The organism is Verrucosispora sp. WMMA2044 (assembly GCF_027497155.1).
GTDB classification, from domain to species: Bacteria; Actinomycetota; Actinomycetes; order Mycobacteriales; family Micromonosporaceae; genus Micromonospora; species Micromonospora palythoicola.
In genome coordinates, this window is sequence record NZ_CP114913.1 from 2,835,444 (window position 1) to 2,856,841 (window position 21,398).

Sequence of the window (21,398 nt, forward strand, 5' to 3'; positions counted from 1 at the left end):
GCGCAAAGCGGCACCTGCGGTGATCACTTGGCGTTGAAGTAGCTGGCCTCGGGGTGGTGGACGACGATGGCGTCGGTGGCCTGCTCCGGCATCAGCTGGAACTCCTCCGACAGCTGCACGCCGATCCGCTCGGCGCCGAGCAGCTCCACGATCTTCGCCCGGTCCTCCAGGTCGGGGCAGGCCGGGTAGCCGAACGCGTACCGGCAGCCCCGGTAGTCGGTGCGCAGCAGGCCGGCCAGGTCGGCCGGGTCGTCGTCGGCGACGGTACGGCCGTCGGGCAGCTTCAGCTCGGCCCGGACCCGCTTGTGCCAGTACTCGGCGAGGGCCTCGGTGAGCTGCACCGACAGGCCGTGGACCTCCAGGTAGTCGCGGTACTCGTTGCGGGCGAACAGCTTGGCCGCGTACTCGCTGACCGGCTGGCCGACGGTGACCAGCTGCAACGCGACCACGTCCAGGTCCTCGCCGCGCGGGCGGAAGAAGTCGGCCAGGCACAGCCGCCGCTCCTGCCGCTGCCGGGGGAAGGTGAACCGGGCCCGCTCGGCGTGCCCGTTCTCGTCCAGGACGACCAGGTCGTTGCCCTCGGAGTAGGCCGGGAAGTAGCCGTACACCACGGCCGCCTCCAGCACCTGGTCGGCGATCAGCCGGTCCAGCCAGTAGCGCAGCCTCGGCCGGCCCTCGGTTTCCACCAGCTCCTCGTACGACGGGCCCTTGCCGCCGCGCGCACCGCGCAGCCCCCACTGGCCCATGAAGGTGGCCCGTTCGTCCAGCAGCGCCGCGTAGTCGGCAAGCGGCACCCCCTTGACCACCCGGGTGCCGTGGAACGGTGCGACCGGCACCGGCACGTCGACCGCGACGTCGGAGCGTACCGAGGTGTCGTGCAGTTCCGGCAGCGACTCGGCGACCACTGCGCGCTGCCGTTCCCGGCGGGCCCGCCGGGCCGCCAGGGCCGCCTCCCGCTCGGCGTCGACCACGGGGGCGCCGCCGCGCTTGGCGGCCATCACCCGGTCCATCAGGGACAGCCCCTCGAAGGCGTCGCGGGCGTAGTGCACCTGGCCGGGGAACATCGACCGCAGGTCGTCCTCGACGTACGCCCGGGTCAGCGCCGCACCACCGAGCAGGACCGGCCAGCGCTCCGCGACCCCGCGTGACGCCATCTCGACCAGGTTCTCCTTCATGATGACGGTGCTCTTGACCAGCAGCCCCGACATGCCGATGGCGTCGGCGCGGTGCTGCTCGGCGGCGTCGAGGATGGCGGAGATCGGCTGCTTGATGCCGATGTTCACCACCTCGTAGCCGTTGTTGGACAGGATGATGTCGACCAGGTTCTTGCCGATGTCGTGCACGTCGCCCTTGACGGTGGCGAGCACGATGCGACCCTTGCCGCCGTCGTCGGCCTTCTCCATGTGCGGTTCGAGGTACGCCACCGCGGTCTTCATCACCTCGGCGGACTGCAACACGAACGGCAGCTGCATCTGACCGGAGCCGAACAGCTCACCGACGACCTTCATGCCGTCCAGCAGGATGTCGTTGATGATGAGCAGCGGGGCGGTGCCGGCCGCCATCGCCGCGTCGAGATCGGCTTCCAGGCCGTTGCGTTCGCCGTCGATGATCCGGCGCTTGAGCCGCTCGTTGAGCGGCAGGGCCGCCAACTCCTCGGCCCGGGTGGCACGTGCCGAGGCGGCGTCCACGCCCTCGAAGACCTCGATGAACCGCTGCACCGGGTCGTAGCCCTCGCGACGCCGGTCGTAGATCAGGTCGAGGGCGATCTCACGCTGCTCGTCGGGGATCTTCGACATCGGCAGGATCTTGCTGGCGTGCACGATCGCCGAGGTGAGCCCGGCCTGCACGCACTCGTGCAGGAAGACCGAGTTGAGCACCTGCCGGGCCGCCGGGTTCAGTCCGAACGAGACGTTCGAGATGCCCAGGGTGAAGTTCACCCCGGGCCAGCGGCGGGCGATCTCCCGGATCGCCTCGATCGTCTCGATGCCGTCGCGGCGGGTCTCCTCCTGACCGGTGGCGATCGGGAAGGTCAGCGCGTCGATGAGGATGTCCGAGCGGTGCAACCCCCACCGGCCGGTGAGGTCCTCGATCAGCCGCTCGGCCACCCGTACCTTCCACTCCGCCGTGCGGGCCTGGCCCTCCTCGTCGATGAGCAGCGCGACCACGGCGGCACCGTGCTCGGCGACCACCGGCATCACCCGCGCGTACCGGGAGTCAGGGCCGTCGCCGTCCTCGAAGTTGACCGAGTTGACCACGCACCGGCCGCCGAGCATCTCCAGGCCGGCCTCGATCACCGCCGGCTCGGTCGAGTCCAGCATGATCGGCAGCGTGGAGGCGGTGGCGAACCGGCCGGCCAGCTCACGCATGTCGGTGGTGCCGTCCCGGCCGACGTAGTCGACGCAGAGGTCCAGCAGGTGCGAACCGTCGCGGGCCTGACCTCGGGCGATCTCCACACAGGACTGCCAGTCGGCGGCGAGCATCGCCTCCCGGAACGCCTTGGAGCCGTTGGCGTTGGTCCGCTCCCCCACCATCAGCACGCTGGCGTCCTGCGCGAACGGCACGTGGTGGTAGATCGAGGAGACACCCGGATCGGTACGCGGCTCACGGGCCACCGGCCGGGTCCCGCCCAGCCGTTCGGCGAGCAGCCTGATGTGCTCCGGGGTGGTGCCGCAACAACCGCCGATCAGGGAGACGCCGTACTCGGTGACGAAACGTTCCATGGCGTCGGCCAACTCCACCGGAGTCAGCGGGTAGGCCGCGCCGTCGGCGGTGAGCTGCGGCAGGCCCGCGTTCGGCATCACCGACAGCGGCACCCGGGCGTGCTGCGAGAGATAACGCAGGTGCTCGCTCATCTCCGCCGGACCGGTGGCGCAGTTGAGCCCGATGAGATCGACGCCGAGCGGCTCGATCGCGGTCAGCGCGGCACCGATCTCGCTGCCGAGCAGCATGGTGCCGGTGGTCTCCACGGTGACGTGACAGATCAGCGGGACCTTGCGGCCCAACTCCGCCATCGCCCGGTGCGAGCCGACCACGGCGGCCTTCACCTGAAGCAGGTCCTGGCAGGTCTCGATGATCAGCGCGTCCGCGCCGCCCTCGATCAACCCGGCGGCGTTCTCCTGGTAGGCGTCGCGCAGCGTGGCGTAGGCGGCGTGACCGAGGGTGGGCAGCTTGGTGCCAGGGCCGATCGAGCCGAGGACGAACCGGGGCCGCTCGGACGAGCTGTAGGCGTCGGCTGCCTCGCGGGCGATCCGGGCACCGGCCTCGGACAGCTCCCGGATCCGGTGCTGGATGTCGTACTCGCCGAGGTTGGCCAGGTTCGCGCCGAAGGTGTTCGTCTCCACGCAGTCCGCGCCCGCCGCCAGGTACGCCTCGTGCACGCCACGGACTACGTCCGGCCGGGTGACGTTGAGGATCTCGTTGCACCCCTCCAGACCGTCGAAGTCGTCCAGGGTGAGGTCCGCAGCCTGCAGCATCGTGCCCATCGCCCCGTCGGTGACGAGGATCCGGTCGGTCAACGCGTCGAGCAACGAAGTACGCACCACCTCAGGTTAGTGCGGTCGGGCGGGCCCGCACCCCCGCGTACCATCCGATCCCACATTGTGTCATCGGGATCACGTTGCCCGTTTTCGCCGGCAATGCCCAACATCATGGCCTGCGCGCAGCCCGGCGGCGGCGCCGACGCCCGGCCCATCCGGCGCGGCCGACGGGCCGGGTCCGGGCCCGGCACGTAGGCTGACTGACGTGAAGGACTACAGCGACACCGCCACGCACCGTGGGCGGACGACCGGGACCGCGTCCCGGACCGCCGGTGACGAGCAGGAGGTGACGGCGTGACCGAGTTCGACGGGCTGCCGGTGCTGCGGTCCCCGGTCGCCATCTGCGCCTTCGAGGGGTGGAACGACGCGGCGGACGCGTCCACCGCGGCGGTCGAGCACCTGGAGCAGGTGTGGGAGGCCCGGCCCGTCACCGAACTGGACCCGGAGGACTTCTACGACTTCCAGGTCAGCCGGCCCACCATCGCCATGTCCGACGGTGCCACCCGCCGGGTCGAGTGGCCGACCACCCGGTTCACGGTCGCCAGCCCGGCCGGCACCGAGCGGGACGTGGTGCTGATCCGCGGGATCGAGCCGAGCATGCGGTGGCGGACCTTCTGCGAGCAGGTGCTGGAGATCTGCCACAGCCTGGAGGTCGAGCGGGTGGTGCTGCTCGGTGCCCTGCTGGCCGACGTGCCGTACACCAGGCCGCTGCCGATCAGCGGCAGCGCCTCCGACGCCGACGCCGCGCGCCGCTACCAGCTCACCCCGACCCGCTACGACGGGCCGACCGGGATCGTCGGCGTGCTGCACGATGCCTGCACCCGCGCCGAGGTCGACGCCGTCTCGTTCTGGGTCCACGTGCCGCACTACGCCAACAACCCGCCCTGCCCGAAGGCCACCCTCGCCCTGCTGCACCGGGTCGAGGAGGTGCTCGACCTGCCGGTGCCCATGGCCGACCTGGCCGAGGAGGCCGCCGAGTGGGAGCAGCGGGTACGCAGCGCCGCCGAGCAGGACGCCGAGTTGGGCGAGTACGTCCGCGAGTTGGAGGAACGCGTCGGCGACGCGGGCATCACCCCGTTGACCGGGGACGAGATCGCCCAGGAGTTCGAGAAGTACCTGCGCCGCCGGGGCGGATCCGCCGGCCCCACCGCCGGTTCCTGGTAACCCTCCCCACTGCTGCCGCTGGCCCGCCCCGGACACCTCGACTGTCCGGGGCGGGCCTTTGTCCGCAGCTGGTCCACGCCGTGTCGGGGTGGCGGCGGTCACCTCGCGTAGGGCATCCTAGGAACCTAGCTGAAATGAGGAGGCGGGGATGCAGATCAACCCGGGGGCGGCCGAGTTCCCGCACCGGCAGATCGCGGCGCAGCTCAAGAGCCAGATCCGACGTGGCGACTGGGCACCGGGCGAGCGGCTGCCATCCATCCCGGCCATCGCCGAGATGTTCGGCGTCGCCAAGCAGACCGTGCAACGCGCCGTCGACCAGCTGCGGGTCGAGGGCGTCCTGATCACCAAACCCGGTTCCGGTACGTACGTCCGGGGCACCCGGCGGCGACTCAACCGGCTCTCCCGGGGCCGCTACGGCGGCTTCCGCGGCTACCACACCGACCTGGCCGCCCGCTATCGCCAGCAGCTCGTCTCCGTCGGCCGCTCCCCCGCGCCGCCTGAGGTGGCCGACGCGTTCGGCGTACCCGACGGCACCGAACTGCTCTGCCGCCGCCACCTCGTCCGCACCGAGGACTCACCGGTCGAGGTGGGCGCCTCCTGGTTCCTGCCCGCCGACACCGCCGGCACCTCGCTGGAGCGGGCCGAGGCGTTCGGCCGTCCGCTCTACCAGGAGGCCGAGGAGGCCACCGGTCGGCGGTACGCGACCGCCACCGACACCATCACCGCCCGCCAGCCCAGCCGCGAGGAGTCGGAGACCCTCCAGATCCGGCCGGACACCCCGGTGCTGCACCTGCTGCACGTGGCGTACGACCCGCACCGCCGCCCCATCGAGGTCGCCCAGGCCACCTGGCCCGGCCCGGTCACCACCCTCACCGAGGAGTACCAGATCCCCGCCCCCACCGCCGAGCCGGACCCCGACCCCGGCCTCGTCCTCGGCTGACTGACTCCCACCACCCCACGTCCGCCACCTATGGGAACCTCGCCCTGAACGGGGGAACAGGAAGCAGCAACATCAGCGATGTTGTCCCCTCACGGGCACCCGAGACAGCAGTATCGGCGATGTTGTCCCCTCGGGCGGGAGGGGCACGGCGCGGGAGGGGCACGGCGCGGGAGGGGGCACGACGCGGGAGGCCGCGATGTCGGGGACGTTGCCGGCTCGGGTCAGAGGCGGATGCCGAGCAGGGCGTCGACGGTGTCGGCGAACAGGCGCGGCGCGGCCGGGTCGTCGTCGGTGCCGGCGAGGGTCCGCTCGGCCCACTCGTCGGCCAGCCGCAGGGCACCGCGCGTGTCGAGGTCGTCGGTGAGTCGTTCGCGTACGCCGGCCAGGAACGCGGCCCCGGACGGCCCGGCGGTCGCGGCGGCGGCCCGCCGCCAGCGGCCAAGCCGCTCCTGGGCGGCGGTGAGCAGATCGTCGGTCCACGACCGGTCGGCGCGGTAGTGCCCGGAGAGCAGGGCCAGCCGGACCGCCATCGGATCCACCCGGTCGGCGCGCAGCCGGGAGACGAAGACCAGGTTGCCTCGGGACTTGGACATCTTCTCGCCGTCCAGCCCGATCATGCCGGCATGCACGTAGTGACCGGCGAAGGGTGCCGCGCCGGTCAGCCGCTCGGCGTGCGCGGCGGAGCACTCGTGGTGCGGGAAGAGCAGGTCGTTGCCGCCACCCTGCACGTCGATGGTGGAGCCGAGCAGGCCGAGGGCGATCACCGCGCACTCGATGTGCCAGCCTGGTCGGCCCGGGCCGAGGTCGCCACCCGGCCAGGACGGCTCGTCGTCGCGGGCACCGCGCCACAGCAGCGGGTCCAGCGGGTCACGCTTGCCGGCGCGGTCGGGGTCGCCGCCCCGCTCGGGGAAGATCTCCAGCATCTCCGCGCGGGAGAGGTTCGACTCGTAGCCGAAGCTCGGCGCGGCCGAGATGTCGAAGTAGACGTCGCCGGTGCCGTCGTCGAGACGGTACGCGGCACCGTCCTTGACCAGCACCAGCACCTTCTCGGCGATGTCCGGGATCGACTCCACCGCGCCGACGTAGTGGGCGGGTGGGATGATCCGCAACGCCTCCATGTCCTCCCGGAACAGCGCCGTCTCCCGCATCGCCAGGACCTTCCAGTCCTCCCGGTCGCGTTCGGCCCGCTCCAGCAACGGGTCGTCGATGTCGGTGACGTTCTGCACGTAGCGGACCTCGTGGCCGGCGTCGCGCCACATCCGCTGCACAAGGTCGAAGGTGATCATGGTGGCAGCGTGACCGAGATGGGTGGCGTCGTACGGGGTGATACCGCAGACGTACATGGTGGCGGTGCCGTCCGGGTCGCTCGGCTGCACGCTCGCGCGCGCCGAGTCGAACAACCGCAACGGCTCGCTCCGGCCCGGCAGCCGCGGCACCTCGTGCCCCACCCAAGACTCCATGCCCGTCAGCCTAACCAGCCGTCGGGCGACGTCATGCCGCCCCGAGAGTGATCAACGCGACAGCTCAGATCGGCGGCCAGGGCACCGCCGGCCAGTCCTGGGAGGGCTGCGGAAAGCGGCCGCTGCGGCACAGCCGGTCGATCCGGGCAGCCAGCTCGGCGATCTCACCGAGGGTGAGGTGCTCGGCCAGTTCCTCGCCGAGCGGGCCGGCGACCTGACGGGACAGCCGACCGAGCATGTCGACCGCGTCATCCGGCAGCGAGCGGCCGGCCCAACCCCAGAGCACCGTCCGCAGCTTCTCCTCCACGTGGAAGCTCACCCCGTGGTCGACCCCGTGGATCCGGTCGTCCGGGCCGACCAGGACGTGGCCGCCCTTACGGTCCGCATTGTTGATCACCGCGTCGAGCACCGCGAGCCGGGCCAGTCGTGGATCGTCGGCGTGCGCGAGGGCGTACGCGGTGCCGTCGTCGTCGCGGGCGGCCGCGATCGGGAACCAGCGGGGTGGTACCGAGTCGGCCGGCACGAATCCCACGAGCGGTTCGGCGTCGGCCGGTTCGTCGATCCACAGCTGGCAGGATCCGGTCCCGAACGGCCCGTCCCGCAGCACCGTCGGCGGCACCAGATCCCAACCCGTGGCCGCGGAGACCAGGTAGGCGGCCACCTCCCGGCCAGCCAGGGTGCCGTCCGGGAAGTCCCACAGCGGTCGCTCACCACGCACCGGCTTGTACACGCACCGGGCCGACATCCCGTCCAGGGTCAGCACGCCGCGCAGCGTGGTGTTGGACGCGTCGACCAGTCGCCCCTCCACGGTCAGCTCACCGTCACGCAGCAGGCGCAGCGCGGCACCCCCGTCCTGTCGGTGAACCACGCCGGAGGAGGTCACCGGTGGTAGCCGTTGTTCCGGGGGCAGAGATGGCCGGCCGGGTCCAGGGGCTGGCCGCACAGCGGGCAGGGCGGCCGGCCGGCGTTGACCACGCGCCGGGCCCGCTCGATGAACGCGCGGGTCGCCTCGGGAGTCAGCCGGACCCGGAGCCGGTCGAGATCCTCGTCGGGCTCGACATCGTCGGGCTCGTCCTCCGCCTCCGCCTCGCCAAGCTCGATCTCGGTCTCCGCCTCGCCGACCGCGATCGCCTCGATCACCACGGTCGCGGTGTCCGCGTCGAAGGCCAGGCCCAACGTGCCGACCCGGAACTCCTCGTCGACCGGTGTCTCCAGCGGGTCGTTGTCACCGACCGGGACGGTAGCCTCGGGCAGTTCCACACCGAACCGACGCTGGGCCTCGGTGAGCAGCTCCTCCAGCTTCTCGGCGAGCAGGGAGACCTGGACCTTCTCCAGCGCGACGCTGACCAGCCGGCCACCGCCGCGCGCCTGGAGGAAGAACGTACGCTCCCCCGGCGGCCCGACGGTCCCGGCGACGAACCGCTCCGGCGGCTCGAAGGCGTGCACCTGGTGGGTCATACCCACGACCCTATCCGGCGGCCCCACGCAGCGCGCACCCCACCGACCCGAATCGCGACGCACCCGAGCGTGCCGGCGTGCGGCGCCGGGCGACTCATCGGGACGCCCCCGCGCCACCGCCGACCGCGGCGTCCGAGTCCGTCGGCCGGCGGGCCCGCCGGCGTCGCTTGCCGGGCGGCGGCACCAGACCGGCCAGGTCACCGCCGACGTCGTTGAGGCGTACCAGGAAAGGTCGCAGGGGGGTGTAGCGGATCGCGGTCACCGACGCCGGGTCCACCACGATCCGCTGAAAAAGATCCAGGTGTACGCCGAGCGCGTCGGCCACGATGGCCTTGATCACATCACCGTGGCTGCACGCCAGCCAGACCGCCTCGGGGCCGTGCTCGGCGGTCAGTCGGGCGTCCCAGGCGCGTACCGCCGCGACCGCGCGGGTGGCCATCTGCGCCATCGCCTCGCCCTCGGGGAAGACCACAGCGCTGGGATGCTGCTGCACCATCGGCCAGAGCGGCTCCTTGGCCAGCTTCTTCAGCGGCTGGCCCTCCCAGCTGCCGTACCCGCACTCGATCAGACCGTCGTCCACCACCGGCGACGCCTCGGGCAGCGCCAGCTCCAGGGTCTGCCGGCAGCGGATCAGCGGGCTGGTCACCACGGCCGTCAGCGGCACCTGCCGCAACCGTCCGCCCACCGCGGTGGCCTGGGCGCGGCCGGTCTCGTCCAGCTCGACGGGCTGCCGACCGGCGAGGCCGCCGTCGGCGTTCGCGGTGGTGCGTCCGTGCCGCAGGAGCAGAAGAGTCGCCACCCGCACCACCCTAGGCCCTCACCCCACACCGCTCAGGTCGGTACGGAACTCCCAGACAGGACACCTGGCAGCCAGTTCCGCCACCGGCCCCGCCCCCAGCCAGGTTGGGAAACTGGGGCTGAGCTGACCGGATGGGTGCGGTGTCCGTTTCCGGGGTCGGTGGCGGGCGACCGGGCGGAATCATCGGCCGATGGCTGGCGTTGTAACCGGTGGCTGACCAAGCAGCACCCACCCCACCCCCGTACGTGGGCGGCAGGATGCGGGAATGACCCGCCCCCGCCGGTCGTTGCACATGGTCCCGGCACGCGATCCACCCCCGCCCGGCGCACCTCCGGGACGCACGCCCCGGCTTTCCCCTGAAACGCCCGGCACGACGACCGGGTCGACGTCCCCGCTGTCTTCTGGCGCTCGACCGCGCCCCGGCCCCACCCGTCATCCCCCTGTCCGACGGGCGAGGCCCACCCCCGACGCGAAGGAGCCCCTGATGAACACCACGCTGCGCAAGAGCATCCTCGGCATCGCCGGCCTCACCGCCGCCGCCGGACTCGCCGCCGGCCCGCTGAACCACAGCACCACCACCGGCAACGAGCTCACCCCGACCACCCCCATCGCAGCCGTGCAGGCCGACAAGCCGGACATGGGCAAGCTGCTGCCGCACGGCACCCCGTCCAACCAGTCGCACGTCGAGCTGAACGACGAGCAGATCGACAACGTCAAGGCGATCATCGCCGCGACGAAGAAGGCCGGCATGGACGAGCGTGCCGCCGTGGTGTCGATCGCGACCGCGCTGCAGGAGTCGAAGCTGGAAAACCTGGGTCACCTGGGTGACCGCAACGACCACGACTCGCAGGGCCTGTTCCAGCAGCGCCCCTCCTCCGGCTGGGGCACGGTGGAGCAGATCACCGACCCCGAGTACTCGACCCTGGCCTTCCTCAAGGGCCTCAAGCAGGTCGACGGCTGGCAGGACATGCCCCTGACCCAGGCCGCCCAGACCGTGCAGGTCTCGGCGTACCCCGACCACTACGCCCAGTGGGAACAGCAGGCCGCCGACCTCGTCGCCCAGCACTGGACCAGCTGACAACCGACCAGGCGACAACCGAAGACATTCCTCCACAAGGGGGAGCAGAAAGCCGCTGGCCGGCACCCGAACCCGGGTGCCGGCCAGCGGCGTATCCGCACACCGAAGCAACCGACCACAGACAGCAGCCCCATCGCAGCAGACCCACCCCGGGCTGGCCTCCGCTCGGGCGAGGGCCGACCAGGTCAGGCTGGGGGCGACCGTGCCCGGCGCAGGGATCAAGCCTGACCGCCCGAAGCCGGGCACGGTCGCCCCCAGCCCCACCGCAACCACCGAAAGCCGGACACGGTCAGCCCCACCGCAACCACCCGGACACCACAGAACTCAGGCTCAGGTGGCGCTGATGGTTCCGGTCAGCAGCAGGGCCAGGACGAGCGTGCCGATCGCGACCCGGTAGAGCACGAAGATGTAGAGGGTGTGGTGCGCGACGTAGCGCAGCAGCCACGCGATGGCCGCGTAGCCGACACCGAACGCGATGAGCGTGGCGACGACCATCTGCGCGACGCTGGGCACCGAGGTGCCGGGCGCCGCCGGTTCGAAGACGTCACCCAGGCTGAATATCCCGGACATCACCACCGCCGGGATGGCCAGCAGGAACGAGTAGCGGGCCGCCGTCTCCCGGGTCAGGCTCAGGAAGAGACCGAAGGTGAGCGTCGCGCCCGAGCGCGACACACCGGGGATGAGCGCCAGCGCCTGGGCGAAGCCCATCACCACGCCGTCCCGCATCCGGAAGTCCCGCAGCGTACGGGTCTGCCGGCCCCAGTACTCGGCGAAGGCGAGCACAAAGGCGAAGACGATCAGGGTGGTGGCCACCACCCACAGGTTGCGGGCGGTTTCCCGGATCTGGTCCTTGAACAGGAAGCCGAAGAAGCCGATCGGGATCGAACCGATGATCACGTACCAGCCCATGCGGTAGTCAAGGCTGGAACGGACGGATTTGTCCCAGATGCCGACTACCCAGGTTCGGCCGATACGCCAGATGTCCTTGGCGAAGTACAGCAGGACCGCCGCCTCGGTGCCCAGCTGGGTGACCGCGGTGAAGGACGCTCCGGCGTCCTGCTCGAAGAAGATCGCCGAGGTGATCCGCAGGTGACCGGACGAGCTGACCGGAAGGAACTCGGTCAGGCCCTGGACGATGCCCAGGACGATGGCTTCGATCCAGGTCACTCCCCGACTCCCGAGAGGTCCAGCGCCTCGGCGACGGTCCGCAGGGTCTGCACACCGGTGTCACGGTCGGCGGCGAAGAGCGTCACCGACAGGGTGGTGACCCCCGCCTCGGCGTACTCCCGCATCCGCTCGGCGATGCGCTCCTTCGGTCCGAGCAGTGAGGTCCGGTCGATGAACTCCATCGGTACGGCGGCCGCGGCGTCGCGCTGCCGCTTGGCCAGGTAGAGCTCCTGCACCTCGCGGGCGGCGTCACCGTAGCCCATCCGGGTGGCCAACTGGTTGTAGAAGTTCTGCTGGCGGCTGCCCATGCCTCCGACGTACAGCGCCGCGTACCAGCGGACCAGCTCGGCGCAGGAGTCCAGGTCGTCGCCGACCACCACCGGCACGGAGGGCACCACGTCGAAGCCGGCCAGCTCCTTGCCGGCCTTGGCCCGACCGGCCCGCACCGCCGCCAGCTGCTCCTGGGCGAACTCGGGGGCGTAGAAGACCGCCAGCCAGCCATCGGCGATCTCGCCGGCCAGTTCCAGGTTCTTCGGGCCCACCGCGGCCAGGTAGATCGGAATGTGCTCGCGCGGCGGGTGGAAGCCCAGCCGCAGGGCCTTGCCGGGGCCGTCGGGCAGCGGCAGCGTGTAGAACTCGCCGTCGTAGGCGACCTCCTTGCGGCCCACCGCCAGCTTCACGATGTCCACGTACTCGCGGGTGCGGGCCAGCGGCTTGCCGAACCGGACGCCGTGCCAGCCCTCGGAGACCTGCGGACCGGACACCCCCAGGCCGAGCCGGAACCGCCCCCCGGAGAGCGAGTCGATCGTGGCGGCGGTCATCGCGGTCATCGCGGGCGTCCGGGCGGGGATCTGCATCACCGCGCTGCCGATGTCGATCCGCTCGGTCTGTCCGGCCATCCAGGCCAGCATGCTCGGCGAATCGGAGCCGTAGGCCTCGGCGGCCCACACCACCGAGTAGCCGAGCCGGTCCGCCTCCTGAGCCAGGGCCAGGTGGTCGGCCGGCGTGCTCCACGCTGTCTGGTATCCGAGGCTTAGCCCGAGTCGCACAGAGTCCTCCCCCATCCGCAGTCGCATCAGGTTACGCGGTGCGGGTGGCCGGGACGATCACCGGCTCACCCCGATCCGCGGGCAGACTCGACGGGAGCGAGGATATCCGTCCGGCCCTGGTTCGAAATAAGGTTCACCCATGCAGCAGCGACCGCTCGGCCGCAGCGGGCTGGCGGTTTCCCGGCTCGCGCTCGGCACCATGACCTGGGGCCGGGACACCGACGCCGACGACGCGGCCGCGCAGTTGAAGAGTTACCTCGACGCCGGCGGCAACCTGATCGACACCGCCGACGTGTACGGCGACGGCGATGCCGAGTCGGTGATCGGCTCGCTGCTGGGCAGCCTGGTGCCTCGCGAGGAGTTGCTGATCGCGACGAAGGCGGGGCTTCGGCCGGGCGGAGCCCGGCGCCGGGACGGCTCCCGTGGGCACCTGCTGCGTACGCTTGACGCCTCGCTGCGCCGGCTCGGCACCGATCACGTCGACCTGTTCCAGGTGCACGGCTACGATCCGCAGACCCCGCTGGAGGAGACCCTCGCGGCCCTTGATCACGCGGTGGCCAGTGGCCGGGTGCGCTATGTCGGCGTGTCGAACTTCTCCGGCTGGCAGACGGCCCGGGCGGCGGCCTGGCAGGCGGCCTGGCCGGGCCGGGCGCCGGTGGTCGCCGCCCAGGTGGAGTACTCCCTGTTGGAGCGGGGGGTGGAGCGGGAGGTGCTGCCCGCCTGCGAGGCGCTCGGGTTGGGGGTGCTGCCCTGGTCCCCGCTCGGTCGGGGGGTGCTGACCGGCAAGTACCGACACGGCCGACCGGCGGACTCCCGGGCGGTGTCGCCGCATTTCGAGCGTTTCGTCGCCACCTATCTGGAGCCGCGCTGCTCCAGCATCGTGGAGGCGGTGGCCACCGCCGCGAGCGGCCTCGGCGTCTCCCCGCTGGAGGTGGCGCTGGCCTGGATCCGGGATCGGCCGGGGGTGACCGCGCCGATCCTCGGCGCGCGTACCTCGGGGCAGTTGCTCGGTGCGCTTCAGGTGGAACGGATGACCCTGCCCGACGAGATCACCACGGCGCTGGACGACGTCTCGGCGCTGGAGGTCGGCTATCCGGAGCGCGACGGTTGAGCATCACTCGCCGAAGGGTGGCGCTGCGGGGGTCCGGCTGGGCAGCATAGGCCACATGGACTACGAATACGCGCCGCTGCGGTTGCCGCCGAACGTCGACCGGTTGACCGCCGCGGCGCAGCTGGCGATCCAGGCGGAGTTCTCCGGTTGGGAACTGGCCCGGGTGCGGCTGTTCCGTGACGGTACGCGGCAGGTGGTGCTGCGTCGCCGGCGGGTCAACCAGCCGCAGCCGGGCCTGTCGTACTGACCGTCGGCGGCGCGGCGGTAACCGGGCCGACCGTTGCGGCCGGCCCGGTGACCGATGGGCGCCTACGGCTGTCAGTGCACGTGGTCGTGCTCGTCGTCGAGTTCCAGGAAGGGGTGCTCGTCGAGGCGGCCGACCAGGCGATCGTCGGCGCCCGGCTGGAACGGGCCCACCGGGTCGTCGTCGGCGAACGACTCCAGGTCGACCGGGGTGCCGACCTCGCTGACCATCACCACACCGTCGAGCGGCTCCAGCTCCGGCACGTCGAGCGCGCCCAGCGAACCGTCGCCGCTCTGCAGCAGCTCCAGCACCGCCTCACCGACGCCCTCCACCGGCGGGACCTCCTCGTCACCGGGTACGCCCTCCCGGCGGGCCGCCTCGGCGACCCGGATCAACGCGGAGACGCTCGGCACCCGGTAGTCGCGGCGCTGGCGTACCGAGATCACCTGCGGGTGCGGGTCGGTCGACTCGACGCCCTCACCACCGGCGAAACGCTGATCGGCCTCGTCCGGGTCGATGGACTCGACGTCCCACGGGGTGACCTCGCCGAAGGCGTCCATGAGTTGCTCGTCGTAGGCGAACGACGCGTTGTTCAGCGCGACGTACGCCTGCCAGACGTCGTCGTCGTCGATCCGGCCCTGCGCGGCCCGGACGGCGGCCAGGTGGTGGCGGGCCGCTTCGATCACGCGCTCGAGGGCGGCGTCCAGCTCACCGTGCTGGTCGGTCATGTGAGGCGTCCCCTTCACGAAGAATCCAGGATGTCGCGTCCATCCGGACGCGGGTTAACAGGTGCGCAGGAACCGGTCGAGAACCCGCACGCCGAACTGTAGTCCGTCCACCGGCACCCGCTCGTCGATGCCGTGGAACAGCGCCGAGAAGTTCAGGTCGGCCGGCAACCGCAGCGGCGCGAAGCCGAAACACCTGATGCCCAGCTGCGCGAAGGCCTTGGCGTCGGTGCCGCCGGAGAGCATGTACGGCACCGGCCGGGCGCCCGGATCCTCGGCTTGCAGTGCGGCGGCCATGGCCGCGACCAGGTCGCCGTCGAAGGTGGTCTCCAGCGCCGGCTGCCGTTGGACGTACTCGATGGCGATGTCCGGGCCGACCAGCTCGCGCAACTGCCGCTCCAGCAGCTCCGACTGGCCGGGCAGGCTGCGGCAGTCGATGGTGGCGCTGGCCCGGCCGGGGATGACGTTGTCCTTGTAGCCGGCGGCGAGCCGGGTCGGGTTCGCCGTGTTGCGGATGGTGGCGCCGATGATGTTGGCGATCGGGCCGAGCTTGGCGATGGCGGCCTCCGGGTCGTCCGGGTCCAGCTCCACGCCGAGGACCTCGGAGATCTCCGCCAGGAAGGCGCGCACGGTGTCGGTGACCACCACCGGGAAGCGGTGCCGGCCGATCCGGGCGACCGCCTCGGCCAGCGCGGTGACCGCGTTGTCGTCGTGCAGCATCGAGCCGTGCCCGGGCCGGCCCTTGGCGTGCAGCCGCAGCCAGTCGATGCCCTTCTGGGCGGTCTCGATCAGGTAGAGCCGCCGCGACGGGTCCACCGTGTAGGAGAAGCCACCGACCTCACCGATGCCCTCGGTGCAGCCGTCGAAGAGGTCGCGGTGCCGGGTGGTCAGGAAGTGCGCGCCGTACTCGCTGCCCGCCTCCTCGTCCGCGGTGTACGCGAGCACGATGTCCCGGGGCGGACGCACCCCCGTACGCTGCCAGTGCCGCACCACCGCGAGGACCATCGCGTCGAAGTCCTTCATGTCGATGGCGCCGCGACCCCACAGGTAGCCGTCGCGCAGCTCGCCCGAGAACGGGTGCACCGACCACTCGTCGGCGTCCGCCGGTACGACGTCCAGGTGCCCGTGCACGAGCAACGCACCGCGACCGGGATCGGTGCCGGGTATCCGGGCGACCACGTTGGCCCGGCCGGGTGCGGACTCGTGGACGATCGGGGTGATACCGACCTCGGCGAGCTTCTCGGCGACGTACTCGGCCGCGCCGCGTTCGCCGACGCTCGTGTCGTTGTCGCCGGTGTTCGTGGTGTCGATGCGCAGCAGGTCCCGGCACAGCTCGACGACCTCGTCGGTCGGCGCGGGGAGGGCGGCGTGGGCGTCGCTCGTCATCGTGCCTTCATATCAGCCCAGGGTTTCGGTTCGGGCGACCGCGGGTACTGCCGCGCCTGCCCGATGCCCCCTCGTCGCTCCGCCCGCCCGCCCAGGAGGCGACCATGTCCGTCCACCTGCCGCCGCTGCCGCCCACCCCCGGGGAGGAGTACCAGCCCCCGGGACGCAGCATCGCCGACCTCGTCGCCGAGGAGCACCGGCAGCTGCTGGAGTTGGCCCGGCGGCTGATCGAGCCCGGGCCGGACCCGGAGCACGGCCGCGACGTCCTGGTCGCCACCGTGTCGCGGCATCTGTCCGGGGAGGAGCAGTATCTGCTGCCCGCCGTCCGGCACGCGGTCGAGGGGGCGGACCCTCTCGTCGATGAGGTGTTGGCCGGCGACGTCGAGCTGCTGCGGACCCTGCAGGGGCTGACCGACGACGCCCTGCCCGAGGTGGCCGCGCGGGTCGAGGCGCACGCCCGGGCGGTCGACCCGTTGATGCAGCGGCTCTGCGCCGCCGCCACCGAGGAGGAGCTGATCCGACTCGGCAACCGGTTGGAGATCGCCGAGGAGGCGGCACCGACCCGCCCGCATCCGGCGGTGCCGCACAGCCCGCCGTGGAACCGGATCGTCGAGCCGGCGGTCGGGGTGGTCGACAAGGTTCGGGACGTCCTCGCCGGCCGGCACACCCAGTTGGGTGAGCTCACCGAGCCGCCACCTCGGTGAGAGACCCACGACACGTTCACGGTCGTTGATCCGTCCAGGCACTACCGCCAGCTGCGCCGTGGCCCTACCGTCACGCTATGAACCTGGAGTTGCGCCACCTGCGGGTGGTCTGCGCCATAGCGGAGACCGGGAGCGTGACCAAGGCGGCCTCGACGCTCGGCCTGGCCCAGCCGGCGCTGACCGCCCAGCTCCAGCGGATCGAACGTACCCTCGGCGGGCCGCTGTTCGAACGGGACCGGCGCGGCGCGCGGCCCACCGCCCTCGGCGAGCTGGTTCTGGCCCGGGCCCGGGTGCTGCTGCCGGCGATGAAGGGTCTGCAGGACGAGGCGGCCCGGTTGGCCGGCGCCGGCGACGCACCCCGCCGGTACCGGTTCGGCGGGGTGAACAGCCCGATCCTGGGTCGGCTGGTGCACCGGCTGGCCGCCGAGCAGCCGCAGGCGCAGATCAGCACGCACGCCTCCTGGTCGGTCGACGAGCTGGCCCAGTTGGTCGCCGGTGGCCGGTTGGACTACGCGCTGACCGGGGTGTGCGGCGACTCGACACCGTCGGCGGACTACGGGTTGAGCTGGCGGGAGGTCGCCGTCGACCCGGTCATGGTGCTGCTGCCGGAGACGCATCCGCTGGCCGAGCGCGACGAGGTGGACCTGGCCGACCTGCGGCACGAGCAGTGGGTGGCCGCGCCGGGGGACGGCTGCTTCGGCGACTGCTTCGCCGCCGCCTGCGCCCGCGCCGGGTTCACCCCACGCAAGGTGTACGAGGCCGACGTGCGCAGCTGCATCGACCTGGTGGACGCCGGTGAGGCGGTGGCGCTGTGCCAGGCCACCTTCCGGCCGGTGGCCGGTCTGGTGACCCGTCGGCTGGTCGACACGCCGCTGCGCTGGCGGCTGATGCTGGGCTGGCATCCGGAGTCCGCCGCCGCCCGCACCGCCGACCTGGTGCTGGAGACCGCCCTGGTCGCGTACACCGATGCCCTCGCGCCGCATCCGGCGTACCTGGCCTGGCTGCTGCGCAACCCGGCGTTCGGTGTCCGGCGACCCGCGCCGGTGGTGACGGCACACCGGGTGCGAACCGGCTGAGCGCGGGTAAGGGGCGGGTATGACCGACCTCTATCCCGCCGCCGACGAGCGCGAACTGCTCCGTCGAGCCGCCGCCGCGCACACCGCCGCCGTCCGGGAGTGCGAAGCCTTCCTCCGCCGGTTGCCGGAGGTGCCGGACCCGGCCGACCTGGCCGAGTACGCCAATCTGCTCACCCGCGAGGAGCAGACCCGCGCCGACCGGCAGGCCGCCGCCGACGCCGCCGGGCTGGCCATCGCCAGCCTCGAAGCCGAGTAGCCCGGCCGGACGTGCCGGTATCCCCGGCGCGGTGCGGCAGCGCCGGGGACGACCCGGGGGGGTCAGCGTTCGACGAGCACGTCGTGACCCAGGTCGAGCAGGCTGTGTCGCCATTCGTCGTCGGCGTTGCCCCGGCCGGGCTTGGCGGCGGTCAGCGAGCGGATCCGCTCGACCGCGTCGCGCATCACCTCGATGTCCTCCGGGGTCAGGTCGACCTTGCGCTTACGCAGCACGGCAAGGATCTGCCGGCCCGGCTCCGGCAGGTTCAGGTCCGGGTCGGGGCCGAACGCGGCCTCACCGGAGCCGCGGGTCAACAGCCACTGTCGCAGTTGCTCGGACGGCACGTTGACCTCGGCGTGGAAGTCCTCCCAGAGCACTTCCACCTCCGGGTCGAGTCGCTGTTCGCGTACCATCAGCCCTCCTCTGCCGGCGGCGACCCGGACTCCTCCGGGTGCCCCTCGTCGGTCTGCCCGCCCAGCCCCTCCGGCGGCACCTGCACCCGGGCGGGGTTGGCCGTCGGCGGTGCCAGGATCGCCTCGGTCCGCTCGTCCTCGCGGGCCTCGTCCGGTTCGGTCATCGGTGCCCTTCCGGTCAGCGGGGATGCGAGGTCGTCGCCCTGGCCTGTCCCCGACCGGCCGCCACGTCGAAGGCCAGCCGGTCGTCCCGGGCGTCGACGGTGACCCGCTGTCCGGGTGAGATCTGTTGTTCCAGCAGCATCCGGGACAGGTGGTTGTCGACCTCCCGCTGGATCACCCGGCGCAGCGGCCGGGCACCGAACTCCGGCTGGTAGCCGTGCTCGGCGAGCCAGTCGATGCCGGCGGTGGTGAAGTCCACCTCGATGTCCTGCGCGTGCAGCCGGCGACGGGTCTCCTCCAGCAGCAGCTCGGTGATCTGGCGCAGCTGCTCGGCCTCCAGCCGACGGAAGATGATCACCTCGTCGATCCGGTTGAGGAACTCGGGGCGGAAGTTCTCCTGCAACCGGCGCATCAGCCGCTCCCGCAGCTCGTCGCTCTCCTGGGCGCTGCCCGGCTCGCCGGCACCGAAGCCGACCGCCCGCTGCGCGCCGGTGATCAACTCGGAGCCGATGTTGCTCGTCATGATGAGTACGGTGTTCTTGAAGTTGACGGTGCGGCCCTGGCTGTCGGTCAGTCGCCCGTCGTCGAGCACCTGCAACAACACGTTGAACACGTCCTGGTGGGCCTTCTCGATCTCGTCGAGCAGCACCACCGCGTACGGACGCCGACGGACCGCCTCGGTGAGCTGGCCGGCCTCCTCGTACCCGACGTAGCCGGGCGGCGCACCGACCAGCCGGCTGACCGTGTGCCGTTCCTGGAACTCGCTCATGTCCACCCGGACCATCCGGTCCGCCTCACCGAACAACGCCTCGGCCAACGCCCGCGCCAGTTCGGTCTTGCCGACGCCGGTGGGGCCGAGGAACAGGAAGCTGCCCATCGGCCGGTTCGGGTCGGCCAGGCCGGTACGCGAGCGACGGACCGCCTCGGCCACCGCGGTGACCGCGTCGTCCTGCCCGACGACCTTCTCGTGCAGTTGGCCCTCCAGCCGCAGCAGCCGGTCGCGTTCCTCCTCGGTGAGCTGGCTGGCCGGGATGCCGGTGGCCCGGGACACCACCTCGGCGATCTCCTCCGGCCCCACCTCCGGCACCTGGCTGCCACTGCCGTCGTCGCCCCGGGCCCGGTTCACCTGGCTCTCCAGCTCGGCGACCCGGTCGCGCAGCGCGGAGGCGCGCTCGTACTGTTCGTCGGCGACCGCCTGCTCCTTGTCCCGCCGAATTTCCTCAAGCTGCTGTTCCAGGTCGCGCACGTCGGCGTCGGGGGTCCGGGTACGCAGCCGGACCCGGGCGCCGGCCTGGTCGATCAGGTCGATCGCCTTGTCCGGCAGGAAGCGGTCGGTGAGGTAGCGGTCGGACAGTTCGGCGGCGGTGACCAACGCCTCGTCGGTGAACCGCACCTGGTGGTGTGCCTCGTAGCGGTCCCGCAGCCCACGCAGGATGGCCACGGTGTCCTCGACGGTGGGTTCGGGCACGAAGACCGGCTGGAAACGCCGGGCCAGCGCGGCGTCCTTCTCGATGCTGCGCCGGTACTCGTCGAGGGTGGTCGCGCCGATCACCCGTAGTTCGCCGCGCGCCAGCGCCGGCTTGAGCATGTTGGAGGCGTCCATGCCGCCCTCGCTGCCCGCGCCGCCCGCCCCGACCAGGGTGTGGATCTCGTCCAGGAAGATGATCAGCTCCTCCCGGTGGGCCCGGATCTCGTCGATCACCTTCTTGAGCCGTTCCTCGAAGTCGCCCCGGTACCGGGTGCCGGCGACCAGGCCGGCCAGGTCGAGCTGGATGACCCGCTTGCCGAGCAGCGTCTGCGGCACGTCGCCGTCGCAGATCTTCTCCGCCAGACCCTCCACGATCGCGGTCTTGCCGACGCCGGCCTCGCCGATCAGCACCGGGTTGTTCTTGGTACGCCGGGACAGGATCTCCACCGCCTGCTCGATCTCGTCGGCGCGCCCGATCACCGGGTCGATCTGGTCGTTGCGGGCCAGGTCGGTGAGGTCCTGGCCGTACTGGTCGAGCGTCGGCGTGCCCCGGTCCGGCCGCGGCCCGTTCGCCGGTCCCCGCTCGGCGTTCGCGGCCTGCAACGACTCCGGCTGGATCCGGCCGGCGGCGAGCATCCGGCCGGCCGGCGACTCGGGGTTCAACGGCAGGGCCATCAGGATGTGCTCGGGCCCGATGTAGTTCGCGCCCATCGCGCGGGACAACTGGTGCGCGTCGAGCAGCGCCCGCTTGGCCGCCGGGGTCAACGACAGGTTCGGCGGCACCTCGCCGTGCGGGGCGCCGTCACCGCGTCCACCCAGCGCGTTGACCAGGGTGTCCGGGTCCGCGCCGGCCCGCCGGACCAGGTCACGCAGCGGCTCCCGCTGCAAGGCCGCCCAGAGCAGGTGGTCGGTGTCGAGGTCGTTGCTCTGCTTCTGCGCGGCCCGGCGTGCCGCGTCGGCGAGCATCTCCCGCGCGTCCGCGGTCATCAGTCGGGTGATGTCGACCCGGTGCGCCGGGCGTCGCCCGCCCTCGCCCCGACCGAAGTAGCGCGCCAGGAACTCGTCCCACGGGTCGGAGCCGAAGTCACCGGGTCCAATCATGTCTGTCCTCCGCGGTCGGGCGCGAGACGGTCGGCACGGGCTACCCCGGCACCGGCCGGACAAACGCCACGAAGGGCCACCAGCCGGTGCGGCCACCGGAT

At 71.8% G+C, this 21,398-nt stretch carries 20 protein-coding genes; 8 read left to right on the forward strand and 12 right to left on the reverse strand.

Going from position 1 to position 21,398, the window contains the following annotated elements:
• Positions 1-23 precede the first annotated feature (23 nt).
• Positions 24-3,539, reverse strand: coding sequence for a methionine synthase (gene metH / locus O3597_RS12790; protein WP_281604283.1), 3,516 nt, complete (start codon positions 3,537-3,539; stop codon positions 24-26).
• A 291-nt stretch (positions 3,540-3,830) separates the two neighbouring features.
• Here metH and O3597_RS12795 point away from each other — a divergent pair, with 291 nt between their 5' ends.
• Both O3597_RS12795 and O3597_RS12800 read left to right on the forward strand, forming a co-directional pair.
• Positions 3,831-4,700 carry a PAC2 family protein gene (locus tag O3597_RS12795; protein ID WP_093402074.1) on the forward strand — a complete coding sequence of 290 codons (870 nt, stop codon included), beginning with the start codon at positions 3,831-3,833 and terminating at the stop codon, positions 4,698-4,700.
• Between the two features lie 148 nt (positions 4,701-4,848).
• On the forward strand, positions 4,849-5,640 hold the full coding sequence (locus O3597_RS12800) for a GntR family transcriptional regulator (protein ID WP_164447230.1): 792 nt from the start codon (positions 4,849-4,851) through the stop codon (positions 5,638-5,640).
• A gap of 221 nt (positions 5,641-5,861) precedes the next feature.
• On the opposite strand, the gene mshC is transcribed toward O3597_RS12800, so the two are convergent.
• The 4 genes from mshC to O3597_RS12820 form a co-directional block, all read right to left on the reverse strand.
• Positions 5,862-7,100: a cysteine--1-D-myo-inosityl 2-amino-2-deoxy-alpha-D-glucopyranoside ligase gene (gene mshC / locus O3597_RS12805; protein WP_281604284.1), complete on the reverse strand. Its 1,239-nt coding sequence runs from the start codon at positions 7,098-7,100 to the stop codon at positions 5,862-5,864.
• A 64-nt stretch (positions 7,101-7,164) separates the two neighbouring features.
• The gene (locus tag O3597_RS12810) at positions 7,165-7,983 is read right to left on the reverse strand and encodes an SCO1664 family protein (RefSeq protein WP_281604285.1); all 819 of its coding nucleotides are present in this window, start codon (positions 7,981-7,983) and stop codon (positions 7,165-7,167) included.
• Positions 7,980-8,558, reverse strand: coding sequence for a DUF3090 domain-containing protein (locus O3597_RS12815; RefSeq protein WP_164447233.1), 579 nt, complete (start codon positions 8,556-8,558; stop codon positions 7,980-7,982). Before O3597_RS12815 ends, O3597_RS12810 begins: the two co-directional genes overlap by 4 nt.
• 94 nt (positions 8,559-8,652) lie before the next feature.
• Positions 8,653-9,366, reverse strand: coding sequence for a histidine phosphatase family protein (locus O3597_RS12820; RefSeq protein WP_164447234.1), 714 nt, complete (start codon positions 9,364-9,366; stop codon positions 8,653-8,655).
• A 475-nt stretch (positions 9,367-9,841) separates the two neighbouring features.
• On the opposite strand from O3597_RS12820, the gene O3597_RS12825 reads away from it, so the two are divergent.
• Positions 9,842-10,435 carry a hypothetical protein gene (locus O3597_RS12825; protein ID WP_281604286.1) on the forward strand — a complete coding sequence of 198 codons (594 nt, stop codon included), beginning with the start codon at positions 9,842-9,844 and terminating at the stop codon, positions 10,433-10,435.
• Between the two features lie 330 nt (positions 10,436-10,765).
• Here O3597_RS12825 and O3597_RS12830 read toward each other — a convergent pair whose 3' ends face one another.
• The gene (locus tag O3597_RS12830) at positions 10,766-11,602 is read right to left on the reverse strand and encodes an undecaprenyl-diphosphate phosphatase (RefSeq protein WP_281604287.1); all 837 of its coding nucleotides are present in this window, start codon (positions 11,600-11,602) and stop codon (positions 10,766-10,768) included.
• The gene (locus O3597_RS12835) at positions 11,599-12,651 is read right to left on the reverse strand and encodes an LLM class F420-dependent oxidoreductase (protein WP_164447237.1); all 1,053 of its coding nucleotides are present in this window, start codon (positions 12,649-12,651) and stop codon (positions 11,599-11,601) included. The genes O3597_RS12830 and O3597_RS12835 overlap by 4 nt, the downstream gene beginning before the upstream one ends.
• Before the next feature lie 139 nt (positions 12,652-12,790).
• On the opposite strand from O3597_RS12835, the gene O3597_RS12840 reads away from it, so the two are divergent.
• Both O3597_RS12840 and O3597_RS12845 read left to right on the forward strand, forming a co-directional pair.
• Entirely contained in the window at positions 12,791-13,762 is a 972-nt protein-coding gene (locus O3597_RS12840) for an aldo/keto reductase (protein WP_164447238.1), read from the forward strand.
• A 55-nt stretch (positions 13,763-13,817) separates the two neighbouring features.
• The gene (locus O3597_RS12845; RefSeq protein ID WP_053655860.1) at positions 13,818-14,009 is read left to right on the forward strand and encodes a DUF5703 family protein; all 192 of its coding nucleotides are present in this window, start codon (positions 13,818-13,820) and stop codon (positions 14,007-14,009) included.
• A gap of 71 nt (positions 14,010-14,080) precedes the next feature.
• On the opposite strand, the gene O3597_RS12850 is transcribed toward O3597_RS12845, so the two are convergent.
• Together O3597_RS12850 and O3597_RS12855 are read right to left on the reverse strand one after the other, a co-directional pair.
• Entirely contained in the window at positions 14,081-14,734 is a 654-nt protein-coding gene (locus tag O3597_RS12850; protein WP_164447239.1) for a hypothetical protein, read from the reverse strand.
• A 54-nt stretch (positions 14,735-14,788) separates the two neighbouring features.
• Entirely contained in the window at positions 14,789-16,117 is a 1,329-nt protein-coding gene (locus tag O3597_RS12855) for a M20/M25/M40 family metallo-hydrolase (RefSeq protein WP_281604288.1), read from the reverse strand.
• A gap of 104 nt (positions 16,118-16,221) precedes the next feature.
• On the opposite strand from O3597_RS12855, the gene O3597_RS12860 reads away from it, so the two are divergent.
• The 3 genes from O3597_RS12860 to O3597_RS12870 all read left to right on the forward strand — a co-directional run bounded on the left by O3597_RS12860 (position 16,222) and on the right by O3597_RS12870 (position 18,153).
• A complete protein-coding gene (locus O3597_RS12860) occupies positions 16,222-16,821 on the forward strand; it encodes a hemerythrin domain-containing protein (protein ID WP_164447241.1) in 600 nt (199 codons plus the stop codon).
• Between the two features lie 77 nt (positions 16,822-16,898).
• Positions 16,899-17,897 carry a LysR family transcriptional regulator gene (locus O3597_RS12865; protein ID WP_164447242.1) on the forward strand — a complete coding sequence of 333 codons (999 nt, stop codon included), beginning with the start codon at positions 16,899-16,901 and terminating at the stop codon, positions 17,895-17,897.
• A 19-nt stretch (positions 17,898-17,916) separates the two neighbouring features.
• Entirely contained in the window at positions 17,917-18,153 is a 237-nt protein-coding gene (locus O3597_RS12870; RefSeq protein WP_164447243.1) for a hypothetical protein, read from the forward strand.
• 62 nt (positions 18,154-18,215) lie between these two features.
• Here O3597_RS12870 and O3597_RS12875 read toward each other — a convergent pair whose 3' ends face one another.
• From O3597_RS12875 to O3597_RS12885, 3 genes are read right to left on the reverse strand one after another with little or no spacing between them, the layout of a single operon-like run.
• Positions 18,216-18,566, reverse strand: coding sequence for a DUF3140 domain-containing protein (locus O3597_RS12875; protein WP_281604289.1), 351 nt, complete (start codon positions 18,564-18,566; stop codon positions 18,216-18,218).
• Positions 18,566-18,730, reverse strand: coding sequence for a hypothetical protein (locus tag O3597_RS12880; RefSeq protein ID WP_166458402.1), 165 nt, complete (start codon positions 18,728-18,730; stop codon positions 18,566-18,568). Before O3597_RS12880 ends, O3597_RS12875 begins: the two co-directional genes overlap by 1 nt.
• Before the next feature lie 14 nt (positions 18,731-18,744).
• Positions 18,745-21,297, reverse strand: a complete 2,553-nt coding sequence (locus O3597_RS12885) for an ATP-dependent Clp protease ATP-binding subunit (protein ID WP_281604290.1) — start codon at positions 21,295-21,297, stop codon at positions 18,745-18,747.
• Between the last annotated feature and the right edge of the window lie 101 nt (positions 21,298-21,398).

What these genes read in the sequence shown, in the direction of transcription:
- O3597_RS12840 (WP_164447238.1), top strand. Translation starts at nt 12,791, where the DNA reads ATGCAGCAGCGACCGCTCGGCCGCAGCGGGCTGGCGGTTTCCCGGCTC.
- O3597_RS12865 (WP_164447242.1), top strand. Translation starts at nt 16,899, where the DNA reads ATGAACCTGGAGTTGCGCCACCTGCGGGTGGTCTGCGCCATAGCGGAG.
- O3597_RS12845 (WP_053655860.1), top strand. Translation starts at nt 13,818, where the DNA reads ATGGACTACGAATACGCGCCGCTGCGGTTGCCGCCGAACGTCGACCGG.
- O3597_RS12875 (WP_281604289.1), bottom strand. Translation starts at nt 18,566, where the DNA reads ATGGTACGCGAACAGCGACTCGACCCGGAGGTGGAAGTGCTCTGGGAG.
- O3597_RS12870 (WP_164447243.1), top strand. Translation starts at nt 17,917, where the DNA reads ATGACCGACCTCTATCCCGCCGCCGACGAGCGCGAACTGCTCCGTCGA.
- O3597_RS12855 (WP_281604288.1), bottom strand. Translation starts at nt 16,117, where the DNA reads ATGACGAGCGACGCCCACGCCGCCCTCCCCGCGCCGACCGACGAGGTC.
- O3597_RS12860 (WP_164447241.1), top strand. Translation starts at nt 16,222, where the DNA reads ATGTCCGTCCACCTGCCGCCGCTGCCGCCCACCCCCGGGGAGGAGTAC.
- O3597_RS12825 (WP_281604286.1), top strand. Translation starts at nt 9,842, where the DNA reads ATGAACACCACGCTGCGCAAGAGCATCCTCGGCATCGCCGGCCTCACC.
- O3597_RS12880 (WP_166458402.1), bottom strand. Translation starts at nt 18,730, where the DNA reads ATGACCGAACCGGACGAGGCCCGCGAGGACGAGCGGACCGAGGCGATC.
- mshC (WP_281604284.1), bottom strand. Translation starts at nt 7,100, where the DNA reads ATGGAGTCTTGGGTGGGGCACGAGGTGCCGCGGCTGCCGGGCCGGAGC.
- O3597_RS12850 (WP_164447239.1), bottom strand. Translation starts at nt 14,734, where the DNA reads ATGACCGACCAGCACGGTGAGCTGGACGCCGCCCTCGAGCGCGTGATC.
- O3597_RS12885 (WP_281604290.1), bottom strand. Translation starts at nt 21,297, where the DNA reads ATGATTGGACCCGGTGACTTCGGCTCCGACCCGTGGGACGAGTTCCTG.
- O3597_RS12800 (WP_164447230.1), top strand. Translation starts at nt 4,849, where the DNA reads ATGCAGATCAACCCGGGGGCGGCCGAGTTCCCGCACCGGCAGATCGCG.
- O3597_RS12815 (WP_164447233.1), bottom strand. Translation starts at nt 8,558, where the DNA reads ATGACCCACCAGGTGCACGCCTTCGAGCCGCCGGAGCGGTTCGTCGCC.